The 19,650-nt window shown below is 72.2% G+C and carries 19 protein-coding genes; 18 read left to right on the top strand and 1 reads right to left on the bottom strand.

Features of this window, described 5'->3' with window-relative positions; genetic code table 11:
• Positions 1 to 94: 94 nt before the first annotated feature.
• A complete protein-coding gene (locus OHS57_RS17890) occupies positions 95 to 1,282 on the bottom strand; it encodes a pyridoxal phosphate-dependent aminotransferase (RefSeq protein ID WP_328582615.1) in 1,188 nt (395 codons plus the stop codon).
• An 814-nt stretch (positions 1,283 to 2,096) separates the two neighbouring features.
• Here OHS57_RS17890 and OHS57_RS17885 point away from each other — a divergent pair.
• The 18 genes from OHS57_RS17885 to OHS57_RS17800 all read left to right on the top strand — a co-directional run bounded on the left by OHS57_RS17885 (position 2,097) and on the right by OHS57_RS17800 (position 19,625).
• A complete protein-coding gene (locus OHS57_RS17885) occupies positions 2,097 to 2,624 on the top strand; it encodes a DUF2617 family protein (RefSeq protein ID WP_041987806.1) in 528 nt (175 codons plus the stop codon).
• Positions 2,625 to 2,678: 54 nt separating this feature from the next.
• Positions 2,679 to 4,298 carry a polyamine aminopropyltransferase gene (locus tag OHS57_RS17880; protein ID WP_328582614.1) on the top strand — a complete coding sequence of 540 codons (1,620 nt, stop codon included), beginning with the start codon at positions 2,679 to 2,681 and terminating at the stop codon, positions 4,296 to 4,298.
• A 33-nt stretch (positions 4,299 to 4,331) separates the two neighbouring features.
• On the top strand, positions 4,332 to 5,324 hold the full coding sequence (locus OHS57_RS17875) for an SRPBCC domain-containing protein (RefSeq protein ID WP_328582613.1): 993 nt from the start codon (positions 4,332 to 4,334) through the stop codon (positions 5,322 to 5,324).
• A 17-nt stretch (positions 5,325 to 5,341) separates the two neighbouring features.
• Positions 5,342 to 6,139, top strand: coding sequence for an aldose epimerase family protein (locus OHS57_RS17870; protein WP_041987809.1), 798 nt, complete (start codon positions 5,342 to 5,344; stop codon positions 6,137 to 6,139).
• 23 nt (positions 6,140 to 6,162) lie between these two features.
• A complete protein-coding gene (gene pyrE / locus OHS57_RS17865; RefSeq protein WP_041987812.1) occupies positions 6,163 to 6,702 on the top strand; it encodes an orotate phosphoribosyltransferase in 540 nt (179 codons plus the stop codon).
• A gap of 174 nt (positions 6,703 to 6,876) precedes the next feature.
• Positions 6,877 to 7,908 carry a class II fructose-bisphosphate aldolase gene (fbaA, locus tag OHS57_RS17860; RefSeq protein WP_041987814.1) on the top strand — a complete coding sequence of 344 codons (1,032 nt, stop codon included), beginning with the start codon at positions 6,877 to 6,879 and terminating at the stop codon, positions 7,906 to 7,908.
• A gap of 91 nt (positions 7,909 to 7,999) precedes the next feature.
• Positions 8,000 to 9,181, top strand: coding sequence for a MalY/PatB family protein (locus OHS57_RS17855; RefSeq protein ID WP_328582612.1), 1,182 nt, complete (start codon positions 8,000 to 8,002; stop codon positions 9,179 to 9,181).
• Positions 9,182 to 9,220: 39 nt separating this feature from the next.
• Entirely contained in the window at positions 9,221 to 10,714 is a 1,494-nt protein-coding gene (locus OHS57_RS17850) for an MFS transporter (RefSeq protein ID WP_041987817.1), read from the top strand.
• An 11-nt stretch (positions 10,715 to 10,725) separates the two neighbouring features.
• Positions 10,726 to 11,139 carry a DUF3151 domain-containing protein gene (locus tag OHS57_RS17845; RefSeq protein WP_041987819.1) on the top strand — a complete coding sequence of 138 codons (414 nt, stop codon included), beginning with the start codon at positions 10,726 to 10,728 and terminating at the stop codon, positions 11,137 to 11,139.
• A gap of 112 nt (positions 11,140 to 11,251) precedes the next feature.
• Complete coding sequence (locus OHS57_RS17840; protein WP_328582611.1) at positions 11,252 to 11,959, top strand: DUF3152 domain-containing protein; 708 nt, start codon at positions 11,252 to 11,254, stop codon at positions 11,957 to 11,959.
• A gap of 96 nt (positions 11,960 to 12,055) precedes the next feature.
• Positions 12,056 to 12,895: a tryptophan 2,3-dioxygenase family protein gene (locus OHS57_RS17835; RefSeq protein WP_041987821.1), complete on the top strand. Its 840-nt coding sequence runs from the start codon at positions 12,056 to 12,058 to the stop codon at positions 12,893 to 12,895.
• Positions 12,888 to 14,150, top strand: a complete 1,263-nt coding sequence (kynU, locus tag OHS57_RS17830) for a kynureninase (protein ID WP_328582610.1) — start codon at positions 12,888 to 12,890, stop codon at positions 14,148 to 14,150. Before OHS57_RS17835 ends, kynU begins: the two co-directional genes overlap by 8 nt.
• 106 nt (positions 14,151 to 14,256) lie before the next feature.
• On the top strand, positions 14,257 to 14,751 hold the full coding sequence (locus OHS57_RS17825; protein ID WP_328582609.1) for a rhodanese-like domain-containing protein: 495 nt from the start codon (positions 14,257 to 14,259) through the stop codon (positions 14,749 to 14,751).
• Positions 14,752 to 14,861: 110 nt separating this feature from the next.
• Positions 14,862 to 15,746: an alpha/beta hydrolase gene (locus OHS57_RS17820; RefSeq protein WP_328582608.1), complete on the top strand. Its 885-nt coding sequence runs from the start codon at positions 14,862 to 14,864 to the stop codon at positions 15,744 to 15,746.
• Positions 15,747 to 15,808: 62 nt separating this feature from the next.
• Positions 15,809 to 16,708, top strand: a complete 900-nt coding sequence (locus OHS57_RS17815) for an SDR family oxidoreductase (protein ID WP_328582607.1) — start codon at positions 15,809 to 15,811, stop codon at positions 16,706 to 16,708.
• 236 nt (positions 16,709 to 16,944) lie between these two features.
• Positions 16,945 to 18,264, top strand: coding sequence for a sensor histidine kinase (locus OHS57_RS17810; protein WP_041987837.1), 1,320 nt, complete (start codon positions 16,945 to 16,947; stop codon positions 18,262 to 18,264).
• Complete coding sequence (locus tag OHS57_RS17805; RefSeq protein ID WP_078863558.1) at positions 18,261 to 18,920, top strand: response regulator; 660 nt, start codon at positions 18,261 to 18,263, stop codon at positions 18,918 to 18,920. The genes OHS57_RS17810 and OHS57_RS17805 overlap by 4 nt, the downstream gene beginning before the upstream one ends.
• A gap of 129 nt (positions 18,921 to 19,049) precedes the next feature.
• The gene (locus tag OHS57_RS17800; RefSeq protein ID WP_041987838.1) at positions 19,050 to 19,625 is read left to right on the top strand and encodes a Uma2 family endonuclease; all 576 of its coding nucleotides are present in this window, start codon (positions 19,050 to 19,052) and stop codon (positions 19,623 to 19,625) included.
• The last annotated feature ends 25 nt before the right edge of the window (positions 19,626 to 19,650 follow it).

Below are 19,650 nucleotides of genomic sequence, written 5' to 3'. Positions count from 1 at the left end.
GGCCGGGTTTTTTCCGCCCGGTTCCGCTCAGCCCGCGGCCGGCTCAGCCCGTGCCCCGCCTCAGCCTGTGCGCCGCCTCAGCCTGTGCGCCGCCTCAGGACGCGAGCGTCTTGAGGCGGGTCGCCGCCTCCGTCAGGACGTCGGTGCGTTTGCAGAAGGCGAAGCGGACGAAGGGGGCGCCCTGGTCGCGGTGGTCGTAGAAGACCGCGTTGGGGACGGCGACCACGCCGCAGCGGTCCGGGAGGGCGCGGCAGAAGGCGAAGCCGTCCGATTCGCCGAGGGGGCGGATGTCGGTCGTGACGAAGTACGTGCCGGCCGGGCGGTAGACGTCGAAGCCGGCCGCCGTCAGCCCCGCCGACAGCAGGTCGCGTTTGGCGCGGAGGTCGGTGCGCAGGTCGTCGAAGTAGCTGTCGGGCAGCCGCAGGGCCTCGGCCACGGCGTACTGGAACGGGCCCGCCGAGACGTACGTCAGGAACTGCTTCGCGGCTCGTACGGTCGTCACCAGCTCCGGGGTGCTCGTCACCCAGCCGACCTTCCAGCCGGTGAACGAGAACGTCTTGCCGGCCGAGCTGATGGTGACCGTCCGCTCGCGCATGCCCGGGAAGGTGGCGATCGGGACGTGTTCGCCGTCGAAGACCAGGTGTTCGTAGACCTCGTCCGTGACCACCAGCAGGTCGCGTTCGACGGCGAGTTCGGCGATCGCGGCCAGTTCGGCGCGGGTGAGGACGGTGCCGGTCGGGTTGTGCGGGGTGTTGAGCAGGATCAGCCGGGTGTTGTCGGTGACCGCGTCCCGCAGCTCGTCCAGGTCCAGGTGGTACGCGCCGTCGCGGGGGCGCAGCGTGACCGGGACGCGTACCCCGCCCGCCATGCCGATACAGGCCGCGTACGAGTCGTAGTACGGCTCAAGGGCGATGACCTCGTCGCCCGGCTCGACCAGGGCGAGCAGCGCCGCGGCGACCGCCTCGGTGGCGCCGGCGGTGACCAGGACCTCGGTGTCGGGGTCGAAGGCCAGGTCGTAGCGGCGCTGCTGGTGGTCGGCGATCGCGGCGCGCAGCTCCGGGACGCCGGGGCCCGGCGGGTACTGGTTGCCGCGGCCGTCCCGCAGCGCGCGTACCGCCGCCTCCCTGATCTCCTCGGGACCGTCGGTGTCGGGGAAACCCTGGCCGAGGTTGATCGCCCCGGTGCGCACGGCGAGCGCGGACATCTCGGCGAAGATCGTGGTGCCGAACTCGGTGAGTCGGCGGTTGAGCAGCGGGCGCCGTCCCGGATCGCGTGCGGTCATGGCGGCCATCCTGTGCCGAACCTCTGTAGTTGCTCAAGTCAGCTTTCGGTGCGCCGGGCCCTGGGGACAACCCAGTCAGTCAGGAAGCCGGCCCGATACGGGGCCGGTACGGCGGGGTCACGGGGGCTTCGCTCCGGGGGGACGGAAGGACGGTGAGGATGATGGCACTGGGACTGGTGGTAGTACTGGTCGCGGTCGCGTTCATCGGATTCGTGGCGAAGCTCGGCGGTCGCGACAGTTCGCGGCGCAGGCCGATGAGGAAAGGCGCGAAGCGCCGCTCAAGTGACCGGAGCTGGTGGGCCGGTGGTGGGTCGGGCGCAGGCGCGACGTACTACACCCAGAACGACGCCGGCTCCGGCGGGCATTCGGGCGGTCACCACGGTGGCCACTCCGGTGGTCATTCCTGCGGCGGCGGTCATTCCTGCGGTGGCGGCTCGTCCTCCTGCGGGGGCGGTTCGTCCTGCGGCGGCGGCGGGGGATGCGGCGGAAGCAGCTGACACGGGGCAGCTGATCCGCGGTGCCGAGAACGATGCCCGGTGGAGGTCAACCTCCGCCGGGCACCGCCCTGTCGGGGGCCGGCGGCGGGGAACAGATGAACCGCACCACCCCCGAGGGGATGGAAACCCCGTCAAGTTGGGTAAAAACGCTGTGAGCCCGGCACACTTCATGATTCCCTCGCAGTTGAGAGCCTCCAGCCCTCGGACCTCACGCGGAGCCGAGCAGGCGATCTCCCCACAGTTCCCTCGCTAGTTCGTCGCTCATCCTTCCGGGATGCCGCCGGTCCATCCGTCAAGCGTGTCTGCGGAGCCGACCCATGCTCACGACCCTCAATACCGCCTACACCGACACCCGCGCCGCCGATCTGGCCTGGGCGTTGGGCCGGGATCCGCTGCCGGCGCTCGCCGTCCTCGATCTCGACCTGAGCGGGGCGAGACTCCAGCTCAGACTGCTCGGCGCCTCCCACCAGGTCCTGCTGGAGGAGCGGCGCGGCGCCTGTTCGGAGACCGTCGCCTGTATCCCCGGCAGCAGTACGCCGCTTCCGCTCGGTGTCTCCGAGCGACTCGGCGAATGGGAGTACGAATTCGCCGCCCGCGTCGAGACGCTCTCCGCCGGTTCCTTCGCCGGCCGGGCACAGGAACTGCTCGCGCTGGTCGCCGACCACCCGAACGGGCTCGCCGGCACCTTCCCCGGCTCGCCGTACGCCTTCACGGCGATGCTGGCGCAGCGCGACGAGGACGGCTCGGGCGGGGTGCGGTGGCGCACCTGGCACGCGTACCCGCAGGAGGGTCAGCTCGTCGTCACCAGGACCCGGCTGGGCGCGCGTATGCCGGCGATGCTCTAGTTACACCCTTGTGGGTGACAAACGGCGAGTGCATCGTGACGTAGCGTTACCGGCATGATCGAGCAGATCGAGCAGGTCGAGCAGCCTGGGGGGTCGCCGCCCCGAGGCGGGGCGCGGCTGCCCGTGCGCGCCGACGCCGGCCGGTTCCTGATCCTCACGGTCGTCTTCGTCTGCGCCGCGTGCGGACTGGTGTACGAGCTGGAGCTGGTCGCGCTCGCGTCGTATCTGATCGGCGATTCCGTCACGCAGGCGTCGGTCGTGCTCTCCACGATGGTCTTCGCGATGGGGATCGGCTCGCTGCTCGCCAAGCGGCTGCGGCCGCGCGCCGCCGTCGGCTTCGCCCTGGTGGAGTCCGCCCTCGCGCTGCTCGGCGGCTGCTCGGCGATCGTGCTCTACGCGAGCTTCGCGTGGATGGGCGAGTCCCGGATCGCGCTCGTCGGCTTCTCCCTGGGCATCGGCGTGCTCATCGGCGCCGAGATCCCGCTGCTGATGACGCTGATCCAGCGGGTCTCCCGGCAGGACCCGGGCGGGACCGTCGCCGACCTGTTCGCCGCCGACTACGTGGGCGCGCTCGTCGGCGGGCTCGCCTTCCCGTTCCTGCTGCTGCCCTGGCTCGGCCAGCTGACCGGCGCGCTGGTGACCGGCGCGGTCAATGTCGTCGCGGGCGGCGCGCTGGTGCTCTGGGTGTTCGGCCGCGATCTGACGCCCCGCTCGCGCTGGCTGCTGCTCACCGCCAACGTGCTGGTGCTGTCCGTGCTGGGCGCGGCGATGTGCCTCGTCGGCGACTTCGAGCGGGCCGCGCGGCGCGCGGTCTACGGCGACCGGGTGCGGGTCGCCGTCCACACCGACGTCCAGGAGGTCGTGCTCACCGGCAGCAGGCGCGGGCCGCTCGACCTGTATCTGGACGGCCGGCTGCGGGTCAGCGGGCGCGACGAGTACCGGTACCACGAAGCCCTCGTGCACCCGGCGATGCGCGGGCCGCACGCGCGCGTGCTGATCCTCGGCGGCGGTGACGGACTCGCCGCCCGCGAGGTCCTGCGCTACGGCGACGTCCGTTCGGTCACCGTCGTCGAGCTGGACCCCGGCGTGGTCCGGCTGGCCCGTACGGATCCCGCGCTGACCGAGCTGAACGAGCACGCGTACCGCGATCCGCGGCTGCGTCCGGTGAGCGCCGACGCCTTCGCCTGGCTGCGCGAGGACCGGCACGAGAGGTACGACGTGATCATCTCGGATCTGCCGAACCCCGGGATCACCCCCAGCACGAAGCTGTACTCGGAGGAGTTCTACGGGCTCGCGAGCCGGGTCCTCGCCCCCGGCGGCAGGCTCGCCGTCCACACAGGCTCGCTCAGCGGCCAGCCACGGGCGTACTGGACCGTGGACGCGACGCTGCGCGCCGCGGGCTTCAGCACCAGCCCCTACCGCGCCACAGGACGTGACGCCGGGTTCGCCGCGGGGCCCGATCGGGCGAAGCCGGGCCGGCCGGTCGCGGGCGACTGGGGATTCATCCTCGCCTCGAAGGCGCAGGACCCGCCGCCGCTCGGTCTCGCGCCGGGTGCGCCACGGCTGCGGTCGGTCTCGGGCCCTGTGCTGCGGGCCGACGGCAGGGCGGCCGAGCGCACCCGGGTGCCGGGCCTCGCCCCTTCGACGCTGGTGCATCCGCGCTACACGGGCTGACGGGGGGCGACCGGCTGAGTAGGCTCGTTTGTCATGGACCATGAGGTGTTCGTTCCGGTTCCGGCAGAGATCCTCCGGCAGACGCTGCGGGACCCCGCCCGGGTCGCCGGCTGTCTGCCAGGTCTCCAGCAGGACGCCGACGATGCGGCGGGGCAGTTCGCCGGGCGCCTCAAGGTCCGTATCGGCGGCCACACCATCACCTACCGGGGCACCCTGACCGTCACGGAGCAGGACGGGGCGTTCTCCCTCGTGGGTGAGGGCACGGAGGCGCGCGGCTCGGGCTCCGCCCGGGTGACGCTGACGATCCGGCCCACCGAGGCCCCGGAGCAGGGCGGCACCCTGCTGGCCCTGCGGGGCGAGACCGACGCCAAGGGCCGGCTGGCCGAGCTGCCGCCCGACAAGGCGGAGGCGGCCGGACGCCGGCTGCTGGACCGGTTCGCCGCACGGCTGACGGAGGAGTCGACGGCCGGGGCGGCCGGGCCCGTGGCCGCGGCGGGCGCCGTACCGGAGCAGCCCGCCGAAGCCGATCCCGCTGCGGGCGGGTCGCCGGCCGACAGCACGGCGGCCGACGACGTGGACGAGCCCGGCGCCCCCGAGCCCGGGACTGCTCCCGAGGCCGGCGCCGGTGAGATCCCCGGTGAGATCCCCGACGTCACGGGCGAGATCCCTGACCTCCCCGAAGTCCCCGACGCGCCACGGGACTCCGTCTTCGACACGCCTGTGCCCCAGCCGCCCCTCGACGGCGAGACCACCTCGGGCGAGGGCGACTTCCACCTCCCCGACGACCTCGACGGCGGGGCGTTCGACTCCGACGAGCCGCCCGCCGAGGCCGCGCACGCCCGGCGCACCATGATCGGCCGCAGTGCCGAAGAGGTCGATCACGCGCCGCCGCGCGGCCGTTACGCGCCCGTGCCCGCCCCCGAGGCGGTCGGCGCCCGCGCCACCCTCCGCTGGGTCGGGCCCGCCGCCGCGCTCGCGCTCGCCTCGGCCGTGGTGGTCGGACGCGCGCTGAGGCGCCGCAGGTAGCCGGGTAACCTCATGGCGTGAGCAGCGAAGAGAGCATCCGGCTGACGGCGGGCGACGCCGAGTTGACCATCGATCCGGCCAACGGCTGCCGCATCAGCGGCCTGCGGGTCGGCGGCACCGAACTGCTGCGCCAAGGCGAGCGGTTCGGCTGCTTCCCGATGGTGCCCTGGTGCGGGCGGATCGGGAACGGCCAGTTCCGCAACGGCGGGGTGACCCACCAGATGCCGCTGAACTCGCCGCCGCACGCCATTCACGGCACCGGACGCGACACCGCCTGGCGCACCGAGCGGCAGGACGCGAGCGGGGCGGTCTGCACGTACGAGCTGGCGGAGCCCTGGCCGTACAGCGGCAAGGTCACCCAGACCTTCCAGCTCACCGACGACTCCCTCACGCTCGGCATGGGCGTGGAGACGTACGACACGTCGTTCCCCGCCCAGGCCGGCTGGCACCCCTGGTTCCTGCGTGACCTCGGTGACGGGGGCGAGAAGGTGCGGCTCGACTTCACCGCCGCCTGGCAGGAGGAGCGCGGCGCCGACCATCTGCCCACGGGCCGCCGGATCGACCCGCGCCCGGGCCCGTGGGACGACTGCTTCGGATTCCCCGACGGCGTCGATGTCACGCTCACCTGGCCGGGCCGGCTGGAGCTGAAGGTGACCAGCCGCGAGGAGTGGGCCGTCCTCTACGACGAGCAGGACGAGGCCGTCTGTGTGGAGGCCCAGACCGGGCCGCCGAACGGGCTCAACACGCTGCCCCGGCTGGTCACCCCCGTCGAGCCGCTGGAGATCACCGCGACCTGGAGCTGGCGCCGCCTCTGAGCCCGGGTCGTAAGCTCAGGGCCATGACTGACGTACGGGCCGAGCTGCTCCAGCTGATCAAGGACATCGCCGTGGTGCACGGCAAAGTGACCCTCTCCTCCGGGCTTGAGGCCGACTGGTACATCGACCTGCGCCGGATCACGCTGGACGGCCACGCCGCTCCGCTGGTCGGTCAGGTCATGCTCGACGCCACGGCCGAGCTGGACTTCGACTGCGTGGGCGGTCTGACGCTGGGCGCCGACCCCGTGGCGACCTCGATGCTGCACGCGTCGGCCGCCCGCGGGAAGCGGCTGGACGCCTTCGTCGTCCGCAAGGCGCAGAAGGCGCACGGGATGCAGCGCCGGATCGAGGGCACCGACGTCAAGGGCCGCCGCTGCCTGGTCGTCGAGGACACGTCGACCACCGGCGGCTCGCCGCTGACCGCCGTCGAGGCCGTACGGGAAGCCGGCGGCGAGGTCGTGGCGGTCGCGGTCATCGTGGAGCGGGGTGCGGCCCCGGCCGTCGCGGAGGCGGGACTGCCGTACGTGAACGTGTACTCGGTCGAGGAGCTGGGACTCGGCTGACCCGGACGACTCGGCTGATCTGGTCATTTCGTACGGCCCGGGCTGTTTCACGTGAAACAGCCCGGAGCCCGTCGGTGTCCGTACGAGAGTCTGGAAAGATGGGGGTGACGATGATGTCGCCGCCCAGGTCAGGGACAAGCACCGCACACCCATAGATCGCATAGGAGCCGACCCATGCCCATCGCAACCCCCGAGGTCTACAACGAGATGCTCGACCGGGCGAAGGCAGGCAAGTTCGCCTACCCGGCCATCAATGTGACTTCGTCCCAGACCCTGCACGCCGCGCTGCGCGGCTTCGCCGAGGCCGAGAGTGACGGCATCATCCAGATGTCCACGGGTGGTGCGGAGTTCCTCGGCGGGCAGTACAACAAGGACATGGTGACCGGCGCCGTCGCGCTCGCCGAGTTCGCGCATGTCGTCGCCGCCAAGTACGACATCACGGTCGCGCTGCACACCGACCACTGCCCCAAGGACAAGCTGGACGGCTATGTCCGCCCGCTGCTCGACATCTCCGCCGAGCGCGTCCAGGCCGGCCGTAACCCGCTCTTCCAGTCGCACATGTGGGACGGCTCGGCCGAGACCCTGGCCGACAACCTGGCCATCGGTGAGGAACTGCTCGCCAAGGCCGCCGCCGCCAAGATCATCCTTGAGGTCGAGATCACCCCGACCGGCGGCGAGGAGGACGGCGTCAGCCACGAGATCAACGACTCGCTCTACACGACGGTCGACGACGCGCTGCGCACCGCCGAGGCGCTGGGCCTGGGCGAGAAGGGCCGCTACCTGCTGGCTGCCTCCTTCGGCAACGTCCACGGTGTCTACAAGCCGGGCAACGTCGTGCTCCGTCCCGAGCTGCTGAAGGACCTCCAGGAGGGCGTCAGCGCCAAGTACGGCAAGGCGGCCGGCAGCGAGCCGTTCGACTTCGTCTTCCACGGCGGCTCGGGCTCGTCGGCCGAGGAGATCGCCACCGCGCTGGAGAACGGCGTCGTGAAGATGAACCTCGACACCGACACCCAGTACGCCTTCACCCGCCCGGTCGTGGACCACGCGTTCCGCAACTACGACGGTGTGCTGAAGGTCGACGGCGAGGTCGGCGACAAGAAGACCTACGACCCGCGCACCTGGGGCAAGCTGGCCGAGGCCGGCATGGCCAAGCGCGTCACCGAGGCGTGTGCCGCGCTGCGCTCCACCGGCACCCGGCTCAAGTAAGTCCCCTGCCGGGGAGTTGAGCAAAGACCCGACACACCGGGCCCGGCGCCTTCTGGCGCCGGGCCCGCGCCATGTCCGCTGGAGGATCACCATGGGCTACGACTTCGACACCCCCGTCGACCGGCACGGCACCTGGTGTGTCCAGTGGGACGGCGTCGCCGAGCGGTTCGGTGTGGACGGGCTGCTGCCGTTCACCATCTCCGACATGGACTTCCGGTCACCGCCCGAGGTGCTCGACGCGTTGCAGCGCCGCGTCGCCCACGGGGTGTTCGGCTACACGGACTGGCGCAACGAGGACTTCCTGTCCGCGATCGCGCACTGGTCGAAGACCCGGTACGGCACCGACATCGCCGCCGACGGCGCCGTCGCGACCAGCCGCGTGGTGTACGCGCCGTCCGTGCTCAACCAGCTCTCGCAGCTGCTGCGGATGTGGACCGGGCCGGGGGACGGGGTCGTCGTCCACACCCCCACCTACGACGGTTTCCGCAAGGCGCTGACCGGGCTCGGCCGCGAGCTGCGCGGCGTACCCGTCGGTGACACGGCCGCCCTGGAGCGGCAACTCGCCCACCCCGACAGCAAGATCCTGCTGCTCTGTTCGCCGCACAACCCCACCGGGCGGGTGTGGACGGAGGCCGAGCTGACGCTGTTCGCCGAGCTGGCGGCGGCGCACGGCGTAGCCGTCGTCAGCGACGAGATCCACGCCGACTTCGTCCACCCGGACTTCGCACCGCCCGGCACCCGGCATCTGCCGTGGACCCGGTTCGGCAGCGGCCGGTGGGCGCTGATCACGGCCGCCACGAAGTCGTTCAACTTCGCCGCGCTGAGCGGCTCGTACGGCATCATCGGCGACCCCGACGACCACGCGGCCTTCCTCAGCCGTATGTACACCGGCGAGGGGCTGGCCTCGCCTGCCGTCCTCTCCCTGACCGCGCACATCGCCGCGTACCGCGAGGGCGCGCCCTGGCTGGACGCGCTCAACGCGTACGTCGAGGACAACCTGCGGATGGTCGCCGAGCGGCTGAACGCGGCCTTCCCCGAGCTGGACTGGCGGCCGCCGCAGGCCGGCTATCTCGCCTGGCTGGACCTGCGGCCCCTGGGCATCGACGACGACGCGCTCCAGCGGGAGCTGATCGAGCAGCAGAAGGTCGCGATCATGCCGGGCTCGGTCTACGGCTGCGACGGCTTCCTGCGGTTCAACGTGGGCTGTCCGCGCGCCAAGGCGGAGCAGGGCATGGACGCCCTCGTCAGGGCCCTGCGGCGGCTCCGGCCCTGACGGGGTCCTTTTCCGTGCGAGGAAGGGGATGATGCGCGCATGGATATCCGCCTGTCATCGGCCAAGGGCCGTTGGGTCATCCTCACGACGGTGCTCGGCTCCAGCATGGCCCTGCTGGACTCCACCGTCGTCAATGTCGCGCTGCCGCACATCGGTGACGACCTGCACGCCGATCTGCCGGCGCTGCAGTGGACCGTCAACGCCTACATGCTCACGCTGGCCGGGCTCATCCTGCTCGGCGGCTCGCTCGGTGACCGCTACGGGCGCCGCCGGGTGTTCGTGTTCGGCATCGTCTGGTTCGCGCTCGGCTCGCTGCTGTGCGGCCTCGCGCCGAACGTGGGCGTGCTGATCGTCGCGCGCGCCCTCCAGGGCATCGGCGGCGCGCTGCTCACTCCAGGGTCCCTCGCGCTGATCCAGGCGAGCTTCCACCCCGACGACCGGGCGCGGGCCGTCGGCGTCTGGTCGGGGCTCGGCGGTGTCGGCGCGGCCATCGGGCCCTTCGTCGGCGGGTGGCTGGTCGACGGGCCCGGCTGGCGCTGGGTGTTCCTGATCAATCTGCCGCTGGCCGCCCTGTGCGTGCCGGTCGCGCTGCGGCACGTACCGGAGTCCCGGGACCCGGCGCACCACGGCCGGTTCGACATGGGCGGCGCGGTGCTCGCCGCTGCGGCGCTCGGGCTCGTCACCTACTCGCTGATCGCGAAGGTCTGGTGGTCGGGGGTGCTGGGCGTGCTGGTCGGTGCGGTCTTCGTACTGGTCGAGAAGCGCCGGCCGGACCCCATGCTGCCGCTCGGCATCTTCAAGTCGCGCCAGTTCACCGCGGTGAACCTGGTGACGCTGTGCGTGTACGCGGCGTTCGGCGGGTTCTTCTTCCTCGTCACGCTCCAGCTCCAGGTCGTCGTGGGCTACTCGGCGCTCGGCGCCGGTACGGCGCTGCTGCCGACGACCGTGCTGATGCTGCTGTTCTCGGCGCGTTCCGGGCAGCTCGCTTCGAAGATCGGGCCGCGTATCCCCCTGACGGTCGGTCCTTTGCTGTGCGCCACCGGCATGCTGCTGATGCTGCGTGTCGGCGAGCACGCCTCGTACATCGCGGACGTCCTGCCCGCGCTGGTGGTGCAGGGCGTCGGCATGGTGACCCTGGTCGCGCCGCTGACGGCGACGGTCCTCGCGTCCGTGGAGACCGGCAGGGCCGGTCTTGCCAGTGGCGTCAACAACGCGGCCGCCCGCGCGGCGGGTCTGATCGCGGTGGCGGCGCTGCCGCTGCTGGCGGGCATGGGCCCCGAGGCGTACCACTCGGCGAAGGAGTTCGGGGACACGTTCCGCCGGGCGATGCCGATCTGCGCCGGGGTGCTGGTGGTGGGCGCGGTGATCGCGTTCTCGACGGTACGTACGCGGCTGCTCGAACCCGACGAGCCGCACGGGCGCAGCGAGCCGGAGTGCCGGATCCACTGCGGGGTCGCGGGGCCGCCGCTCGAACCGGTGCGGCAGCCGCGGGCAACCGGCGGACCTGGCCGCGAATCGGTCCCGGACCTGTGACACTAGAGCCCATGGCCATTCACAAAGACCTCCTGGGGGGACCGCCCCCCACCGAGCTGCCCGACGACCCCGAGCCGCGCGAACTGCTCGCGAACGGGACGTCGCCCGCCGACGTCGCGGCGAAGTACCCGACCTCATCACTGGCCTGGGCACGGCTCGCCGACGACGCGTTCGAGGGCGGCCGGGTCGTCGAGTCGTACGCGTACGCGCGGACCGGCTACCACCGCGGGCTCGACGCGCTGCGCAGGGCCGGCTGGAAGGGCCACGGCCCGGTGCCGTGGGAGCACGAGCCGAACCGCGGCTTCCTGCGCGCCCTGCACGCGCTCGCGCGCGCCGCACAGGCGATCGGCGAGCAGGAGGAGTACGAGCGCTGCGCGACGTTCCTGCGCGACTCGTCGCCCGCCGCCGCCGACACCCTGGGCTGACCGGCCGAGACAAAGATCGTTCCTGAACGGTTGCGCGATCAACCTATTGAGGGCCCCGCCCGTCTTTTCCTACGGGCGCGGGCCCTTTGGTCCGTTCAGGGGGAGGTCCGGCATGGGGAACGAGTCGGGGGCGGGGAACGAGTCCCGGACAGGCCGGTGGCGCGTGGTGCGCCGCCCGCAGGCCGTCCGCTGCGGGCTGCTCGCCCTGCTGTGCCTGCTCGTCGTCACCATGTGCGGCGGGGCGCATGCCGCGCTGCCGGGCGGCGGACAGCAGCCGGTCTTCGTCACCGCGCGGTCGGACGGCGCCCCGGTCGGCTCAGGCCCGCTGCGCCGCTACTCCGTCGAGGTCGAGAAGGGCGCCGGGATATCCGCCGAGACCGCGGCGGCCGACATCCAGCGCATCCTCGCCGACCCGCGCAGCTGGGCCGCGCACGGCCGGGGCACCTTCCAGCTGGTCTCCTCGCGGGCCGACTTCACCATCAGGATCGCCACCCCGGCCGGCGCCGACCGGCTCTGTCTCGCCCAGGGCCTGGACACCGGCGGCGAGCTGAACTGTGAGACGACGGACGGTGTCGTGGTGAATCTGCGGCGCTGGACGCAGGGCTCGCCGACCTTCGACGGGCCGCCCGCCGAGTACCGCCACCTGATCATCAACCACGAGGTCGGCCACGAGATCGGCATCCGCCACCACCTGGGCTGCGCGGGCCCCGGCAAGCTCGCGCCGGTGATGATGCAGCAGATCAAGGGCCTCGACGGATGCCGCGCCAATGCCTGGCCCTACGACGACTACGGCACGTACATCACAGGTCCGGCGCGCTGAGCTGCCTGCCTTTATGATGCGAAGCAGGGGACCGGGGCTCCGAAACCGAAGGGATGGGGCGGACCGCTACCCGGAAGCGATTCCGAGGAGACAGCCATGCCGCACGACCCGACGCCGCAGGACCCCGAGACCCCCAATCTGGACTTCGCGGGCACCACGCCGTACGAGGACTACGTCCAGGCGGACACCCTCACCCATCTCCAGCATCTGCTCTCCGACGACCCCGGTGAGATGGTCTTCCTCGTCACCACCCAGGTCATGGAGCTGTGGTTCACGGTCATCGTCCACGAGTGGGAGACCGCCTCGCGCGCGCTGCGCGAGGACCGTACGCAGGTCGCGGTCGACGCCTTCAAGCGCTCCGTGCGCGAGCTGGAGGCGCTGAACGCCTCGTGGAAGCCGCTCGGCCAGCTGACGCCCGCTCAGTTCAACTCGTACCGCAGCTCGTTGGGCGAGGGTTCCGGCTTCCAGTCGGCGATGTACCGGCGGATGGAGTTCCTGCTCGGCGACAAGTCGGCGGCCATGCTCGTACCGCACCGGGGCGCGCCGCGCGTGCACGCCGAGTTGGAGAAGGCGCTGCACGAACCGAGCGTGTACGACGAGGTGTTGGGGCTGCTCGCCCGGCGCGGGCTGCCCGTGCCCGCCGCTGTCCTCGACCGCGACCTGTCGCTCAAGTACGTGCCGTCGCCCGAGGTCGAGGCGATCTGGGCCGGTGTGTACGCCGACCCGGACCAGCATTCCGAGCTGATCAGACTGGGAGAGGCGTTGACGGACGTCGGTGAGCTGGTGTGGCGATGGCGCAACGACCATCTGGTGGCGACCCGCCGCGCGATGGGCTCCAAGACCGGCACCGGCGGCTCCGCCGGGGTGGCCTGGCTGGAGAAGCGCGCCACGAAGAACGTCTTCCCCGAGCTGTGGACGGCGCGCAGCCATGTCTGACCCCCGCGCGGCCGTACCGGCCGTCCCTGCCACTCCGACCGTCCCCGCCCTCGCGGCGCGCGCCGCCGAACTCGACGCCGCCGACGAACTGGCCTCCTGCCGCAAGCTGTTCGCCCTCGAACCGGACGCGGTCTACCTCGACGGCAACTCCCTCGGCGCGCTGCCGAGGAACGTCCCCGAACGCGTCCAGGACGTCATCACCCGCCAGTGGGGCGAGCTGCGCATCCGCTCCTGGGACGAGAGCGGCTGGTGGACGGCGCCCGAGCGGATCGGCGACCGTATCGCGCCGCTCGTCGGCGCGGGACAGGGCCGGATCGTGGTCGGTGACTCGACCAGTGTGAACGTCTTCAAGGCGCTGATGGGCGCCGTACGGCTGCTCGACCCCGCCGACCCGGCGCGGGACGAGATCGTCGTGGACGCCACGACCTTCCCCACCGACGGCTACATCGCGCGCTCGGTCGCGCGGATGACCGGCATGCCGCTCGTCCCCGTCGACCCGGCCGAACTGCCCGGCTCGCTCGGCCCCCGTACGGCCGTCGTCCTGGTCAACCACGTCGACTTCCGCACCGGCCGGCTGCACGACTTGCCGGGACTCACCGCCGCCGTCCACGAAGCGGGCGGCCTCGCCGTCTGGGACCTGTGCCACAGCGCGGGCGCGCTGCCGGTCGGCCTCGACGAGCACGGCGTGGACCTCGCGGTCGGCTGCACGTACAAGTTCCTCAACGGCGGACCCGGTTCGCCCGCCTTCCTGTACGTCGCCGAGCGCCACCAGGAGCGGTTCGACTCGCCGCTGCCCGGCTGGAACTCGCACGCGGACCCGTTCGCGATGGCGCAGGACTTCACGGCCGCCGAAGGCGCCGTACGGGGCCGGGTCGGCACGCCCGACATCCTGTCCATGCTGGCGCTCGAAGCGGCGCTGGACGTGTGGGACGGGGTGAGCATCGACGCCGTACGGGCCAAGAGCCTGGCGCTGACGGACTTCTTCCTGGAGTGCGTGACGGCGTACGCCCCTGCGGGCAGGGTCAGTTCGACGACCCCGGCCGCGCACGCGGAGCGCGGCAGCCAGGTCGCGCTGCGCTGCGCCGAGGCGCCTGCCGTGATGGCGGCGCTCATCGAGCGCGGTGTGGTGGGCGATCTGCGCAGGCCGGACGTGCTGCGGTTCGGCTTCACCCCGCTGTACGTGGGGTTCGCGGACGCGGAGCGCGCGGCGCGGACGCTGGGCGAGGTGCTGCGGGAGATCCCGGCGGCGGGTTAGGGCCTGTTGCGGCTGTACGAGGCGGTGCGGCGGGTGGCGGAATCTTGACGAGTGGCGGCGTTCCCGCCACTCGCCGGGGGTGGCCGCGGTCGGCAGGATCGTCACTATGACGAAGACACAGTTCACCCCGCTCACCCCGCCCGCCTCAACGGTCACCGCCACCCCGCCCGCCGACCCCGCCGCCGCGCTCGCGCACTTCGCCGCCCGGCTGTCCTTCGAGGCCGACGTCAGCGACGTCCACGCCGACCTGGAGGCCCGTGCCCCCGGCCTGGTCGTCGTCGACTCCCGCGGCACCGAGGCCTGGGACCAGGGCCATCTGCCCGGCGCCGTCCATCTGCCCACCGCCGAGATCGCCGCACGCGCCGCCGACGTCGTGCCGGCGGGCGCCGTCGTCGTGACGTACTGCTGGGGCCCCGGCTGCAACGGCGCCACCCGCGCCGCGCTGGCCTTCGCCCGGCTCGGCATACCGGTCAAGGAGATGATCGGCGGCTACGAGTACTGGGTGCGCGAGGGCTTCGCCGTCCGGACCGCCGACGGTGTCGAGCGGCGGCCGGTGGACGAGCTGACCGCGCCGCGCGGCGCGATCTCCTGCGGCTGCTGACTGCGGGAAACAGCCCGCCCCTGCCTGGACGCTGCAAGTGCCCCCGCGTGGCTGATACCGTCCCCGCTGGTCAGATCAATTCGGCCGCCGTACCGAAAGGTTGGAGCACCATGCCGGATCCAGCGGGGCGCGATCCCGTCGCTCTCGACGTCGCCGAGAGCGAGTCGCTCTTCTCGCATCCGGCCGTCCTGCCCGATGCGAGCGCCGCGTACGGCGAGCACCCCGATCAGGTGATCGACTTCTACGCGCCGCGCGGCGGCCAGGAGCGGGTGCCGCTCGTCGTCGTGCTGCACGGCGGCGCCTGGCGCTCGCCGTACGACCGGGCGCACCTGTCGCCGTTCGCCGACTTCCTCGCGCGGCGCGGTTTCGCCGTCGCCAACGTGGAGTACCGGCGCGGCTCGGGGCTGCCGCACCAGGACACCGAGGCGCCGGTCGCCGGCCGTTGGCCGGAGACGTTCGACGACGTGGCGGCGGCGCTGGACGCGCTGCCCGCGCTCGTCGGCGCCGCCCTGCCGCAGGCCGACGTGCGGCGGACCGTGCTGACCGGGCACTCCGCCGGCGGCCACCTCGCGCTGTGGGCCGCCGCCCGGCACGTACTGCCCGAGGGCTCGCCCTGGCGGCTGCCCGCGCCGCCGCCGCTGCGCGGGGTCGTCGCGCTGGCCCCGATCGCGGATCTGACGAGCGCCGTCGACCTCGATGTGTGCGGCGGTGCGATCGGGCAACTGCTCGGTGACGGGCCGGAGTTCAAGCGGCGTAAGGAGAGCGCGGACCCGGCGGCCCTGCTGCCCACCGGGATCGCCACCGCCGTGGTGCACGGCCGGGAGGACATCACCGTGCCGTCGGCCGTGTCCGACGCGTTCGTGGCGGCCGCGGCGGGCGCGGGGGAGATGGTCGGCTTGACCCTGCTCGACGGCGTCGGTCACTTCCCGCTGATCGACCCGGCGGCCGACGCGTGCGCCGTGGTCGCGGAGGAGCTGGCGCAGCTCGCGTGGTGAAGTCGGTCGCGGCGAGGTGATTGCGGACGGAATGTGGCCGCGAGTCTTCCTATGGTGTCTGCATGACCAACCACGCGAATGCCGCCAGCAGTATCAACAACGGCAAAACGGATGATCCGCAGACCGTGCTCGTCACCGGCGCGACCGGCACCGTCGGCCGTCAGGTCGTCGCCGAACTGCTGCGCCGGGGCCACACCGTACGCGCGCTGACCCGTGACCCGGCGCGGGCTGCGGCGGCGGGTCTGCCCGCCGAGGTCGAGATCGTACGGGGCGACCTCACCGACCCGGCGGGCCTCGGTCCCGCCCTGGACGGCGCCACCGGGCTGCATCTGATCACCTTCGGCGGCGACCTGTTCGCCTCGCTGGAGACCGGGCTCGAGATCGCCGAACTGGCGGAGAAGTCCGGGGTCCGCCGGGCCACCGTCCTCTTCGGCGGCGGCCAGACCCCGCTCCAGCAGGCCGTCGAGGCCAGCGGGCTCGACTGGACCGTACTGATGCCGGTCGAGTTCATGGCCAACGCGCTGGAGTGGGCCGGCACCATCCGCGCCGAGGACACCGTGCGCGAACCGTTCGCGGACCGGCAGAGCGCCATGGTCCACGAGGCGGACATCGGGGCCGTCGCCGCGGTCGCGCTGACCGAGGAGGGCCACGGCGGCCATCGGTATCTGCTCACCGGGCCCGAGGTGCTCACCGTCCGGGACAAGACGGAGGCGCTGGCGGCGGCGCGTGGGCAGGCGATCACGCTCGTGGAGCTGACCGAGTGGGAGGCGCGCGAGCGCTGGATCGCGGACGGGAAGCCGCGTGAGGTGGTCGATTTCCTGCTGGGCGTCTTCGCCGACACGCCGCCGGAGGGACGCACGGTCGTCGGGACCGTCGAGGAGATCACGGGCCGGCCGGCGCGCACGTTCGCGCAGTGGGCGCGGGAGCACGCGGCGGAGTTCGGGGGACGCGGCGGCGCGTGATCGCGAGGGGCGGGGGGCCGCGCGATCACGGGGGTACGCGGGCGGCCCGACGCGGGCGCGCCACGGGCCTGACGCGGCGCGCGTGACGCGATTCACGGGCGCGGCGGGGGCGGGCCGCGCGGCGCGTGGCGTGGCTGAGGGGGGAGTGTTCCGGGCCGCGTAGTACCTGGGACGGACGCGGCAGGATCCGCTTCGCTGGTGACGACCCCGTCCGCCCCGACCCCTACCGTTGCAGTGTGACCGAGACAGATACCGGGAAGACCCGGAGCCCCGAGTTCCGCCTGGCCGCCGACACCGTCGCCGGTCTGCGCCAGGGCCTCTTCCACGACGCATTCGCCTACCGGCCGCTGGCGCCGCTGCGGCCGGACGGCCCGCTCGTCAGGAGGCTGCCGGACCGGATACGCGACGGCGCCGTCTGGACGCCGCACGCGGTGATCATGTTCGGCGCGCTGATGGTGCTGTTCGTCGGCCTCGGCTCCGGGTCGCCGTTGCTCGGCCTGGTCGCCGCGGCGCCCGTGGTGCTCACGCTGGCCAGGCCGGTGGGCGCCTGGTGGCTGGCGCTCGGGGTCTCGGCGCTGACGTACCTGTTCTACCCCGACGGCGGGATGCCGTGGACGCCCGCCTGCTTCGGCGCGTACCTCATCGTGATCACCGTGGTCGCGGCCCGTACCCGCCCGCGCACCGCCGCCTGGATGTGGGTGCTGACCGCGGTGTACGGGCTGTTCGCCGAGGCATTCCTCAGCCGGGGGTACTACGGCGCGTCGACGGCAGCGCCCATGCTCTTCGTCTCCGCGCTCTCCCTGCTGACCGTCACGGCGCTGCACATCCGCAGGAACGCGGTGCAGGAGGTCGCGGCCCAGCAGAGCGTCACAGCGGTGGAACGCGACCGGCGCACGCTGCTGGAGGAGCGCACCACCATCGCGCGCGAACTGCACGACGTGGTCGCGCACCACATGTCGGTCGTCGCGATCCAGGCCGAGGCGGCCCCGTACCGGGTCGAGAACCCGCCGCCCGAACTGGAGCAGGCGTTCGTCACGATCCGCGAGAACGCCGTGGCGGCGCTGACGGAGCTGCGCCGCGTGCTGGGCGTCGTACGGGCCGAGGACTACCAGGCGCCCGACGCCCCGCAGCCCACCCTGGCCGAGCTGGACGGGCTGCTGGCGAACGTCGGCGAGGCGGGTCTGACCGTACGCAAGACGATCACCGGCGCGGTGCGGGAGCTGCCGCAGGGCGTGGAGCTGTCGGCGTACCGCATCGTCCAGGAGGCGCTCAGCAACACGCTGCGGCACGCGCCGGGCTCGACGGCGGACGTCGAGGTCAGTTACGTGCTCGGCGGGCTGGGCCTGCGGATCGTGAACACGCCGCCGCAGGGGCCGGTCAAGCCGTCGCCGGGGGCGGGACACGGGATCACCGGGATGCGGGAGCGGGTGACGATGCTGAACGGCGAGATGACGGCGGAGCCGACGGAGGACGGCGGCTACGAGGTGACGGCGTTCATCCCGGTCCCGAAGGCCGAGCGGGACGAGACCCCGCAGCGTGGGGAGGCGTCGTCGTGACGATCCGGGTGCTGATCGTCGACGACCAGGTGATGGTCCGCGAGGGTTTCTCCGTACTGCTGAACGCGATGCCGGACATCGAGGTGGTGGGCGAGGCGGTGAACGGCCGCGAGGCCGTCACCCAGGTCGCCGCGCTCCACCCCGACGTGGTGCTGATGGACATCCGCATGCCGGAACTGAACGGCATCGACGCGACCCGCGAGATCGTCGCGGCGGACGCGGCGGCGAAGGTGCTGGTCCTGACCACGTTCGACCTGGACGAGTACGTCTACCAGGCGCTGCGCGCCGGCGCTTCCGGCTTCCTGCTGAAGGACGCGTCGGCGCGGCAACTGGCCGACGGCGTACGGGTGGTGGCGTCCGGCGAGGCACTGCTCGCCCCCACGGTCACCCGCCGCCTGATCACGGAGTTCTCCCGCCTGGCGGAAACACCCCGCGCCCCGGCGCTGGCCCGGGTCGGTGACCTGACGGAGCGCGAGACGGAGGTGCTGGTGCTGATCGCCCAGGGCCTGTCGAACGCGGAGATCGCGGAGCACCTGGTGGTGGCGGAGTCCACGATCAAGACGCATGTGAGCCGCGTCCTGGTGAAGCTCGGCCTGCGGGACCGCACGCAGGCGGCGGTGTTCGCGTACGAGGCGCGGCTGGTGACGCCGGGGTGACGGGGGGCGCGGTGCGGGTCTTCGGGCCCGTCGTCACCCGAATGGGTGATTGTCTGGCATATGCCAGCGGCACCACCGAGGGTCCGGCGATGCTGGTGTTCACCTGACAGGAGGTGCACCACGACAGTTATGGCAGAGCGCTCGACCCAAATGACGGTGACCGAGTTCGAGAAGTTCGCCGCCGCAGAGTCCGAGACCGTCAGGCTGGAATTCATCGGCGGGCGGATCGGAGTCAAGAAGGTGGCGGACGGAGACCACGGGGCGATCATCATGTGGTTGTTGCGCCAGTGCATGCAGGCGCGGCCGGACCTCGACCTGGACACCATGCAGGGACTGCGGGTCGAGGAGTACCGGGAGGGGCGAGCGCGTCCGGGCGCCTCGCTCGCGCCCGTCGCACACTTCGCCGGACAGGGGGAGTGGGCGGACCCCGACGGGGTGCTGATGACCCTGGAGGTGACTTCGTACGACTCGGACACCGGCCGCCGGGACCGCGAGGAGAAGCCGGCCGCGTACGCGGCCGCCGGTATCCCGGTATATTTGCTGATCGACCGTGACACATGCGTCATCACCGTGCACAGCAACCCGGACCAGGCCACAGGTGACTACCGCGACACGCGTAAGACCCCCTTCGGGGAGAGGCTCGTGCTGCCGGACCCCGTAGGTTTCGAGCTCGACACCGAGACGCTCAAGAACTTCGTGCGCTGACGCGACAGGCGGTCGGCGCCGTTGT

It is taken from the genome of Streptomyces sp. NBC_00370, assembly GCF_036084755.1.
GTDB lineage: Bacteria > Actinomycetota > Actinomycetes > Streptomycetales > Streptomycetaceae > Streptomyces.
The sequence above is the reverse complement of the archived record's forward strand: the minus strand, read 5'-3'. Positions and strand labels throughout refer to the sequence as shown.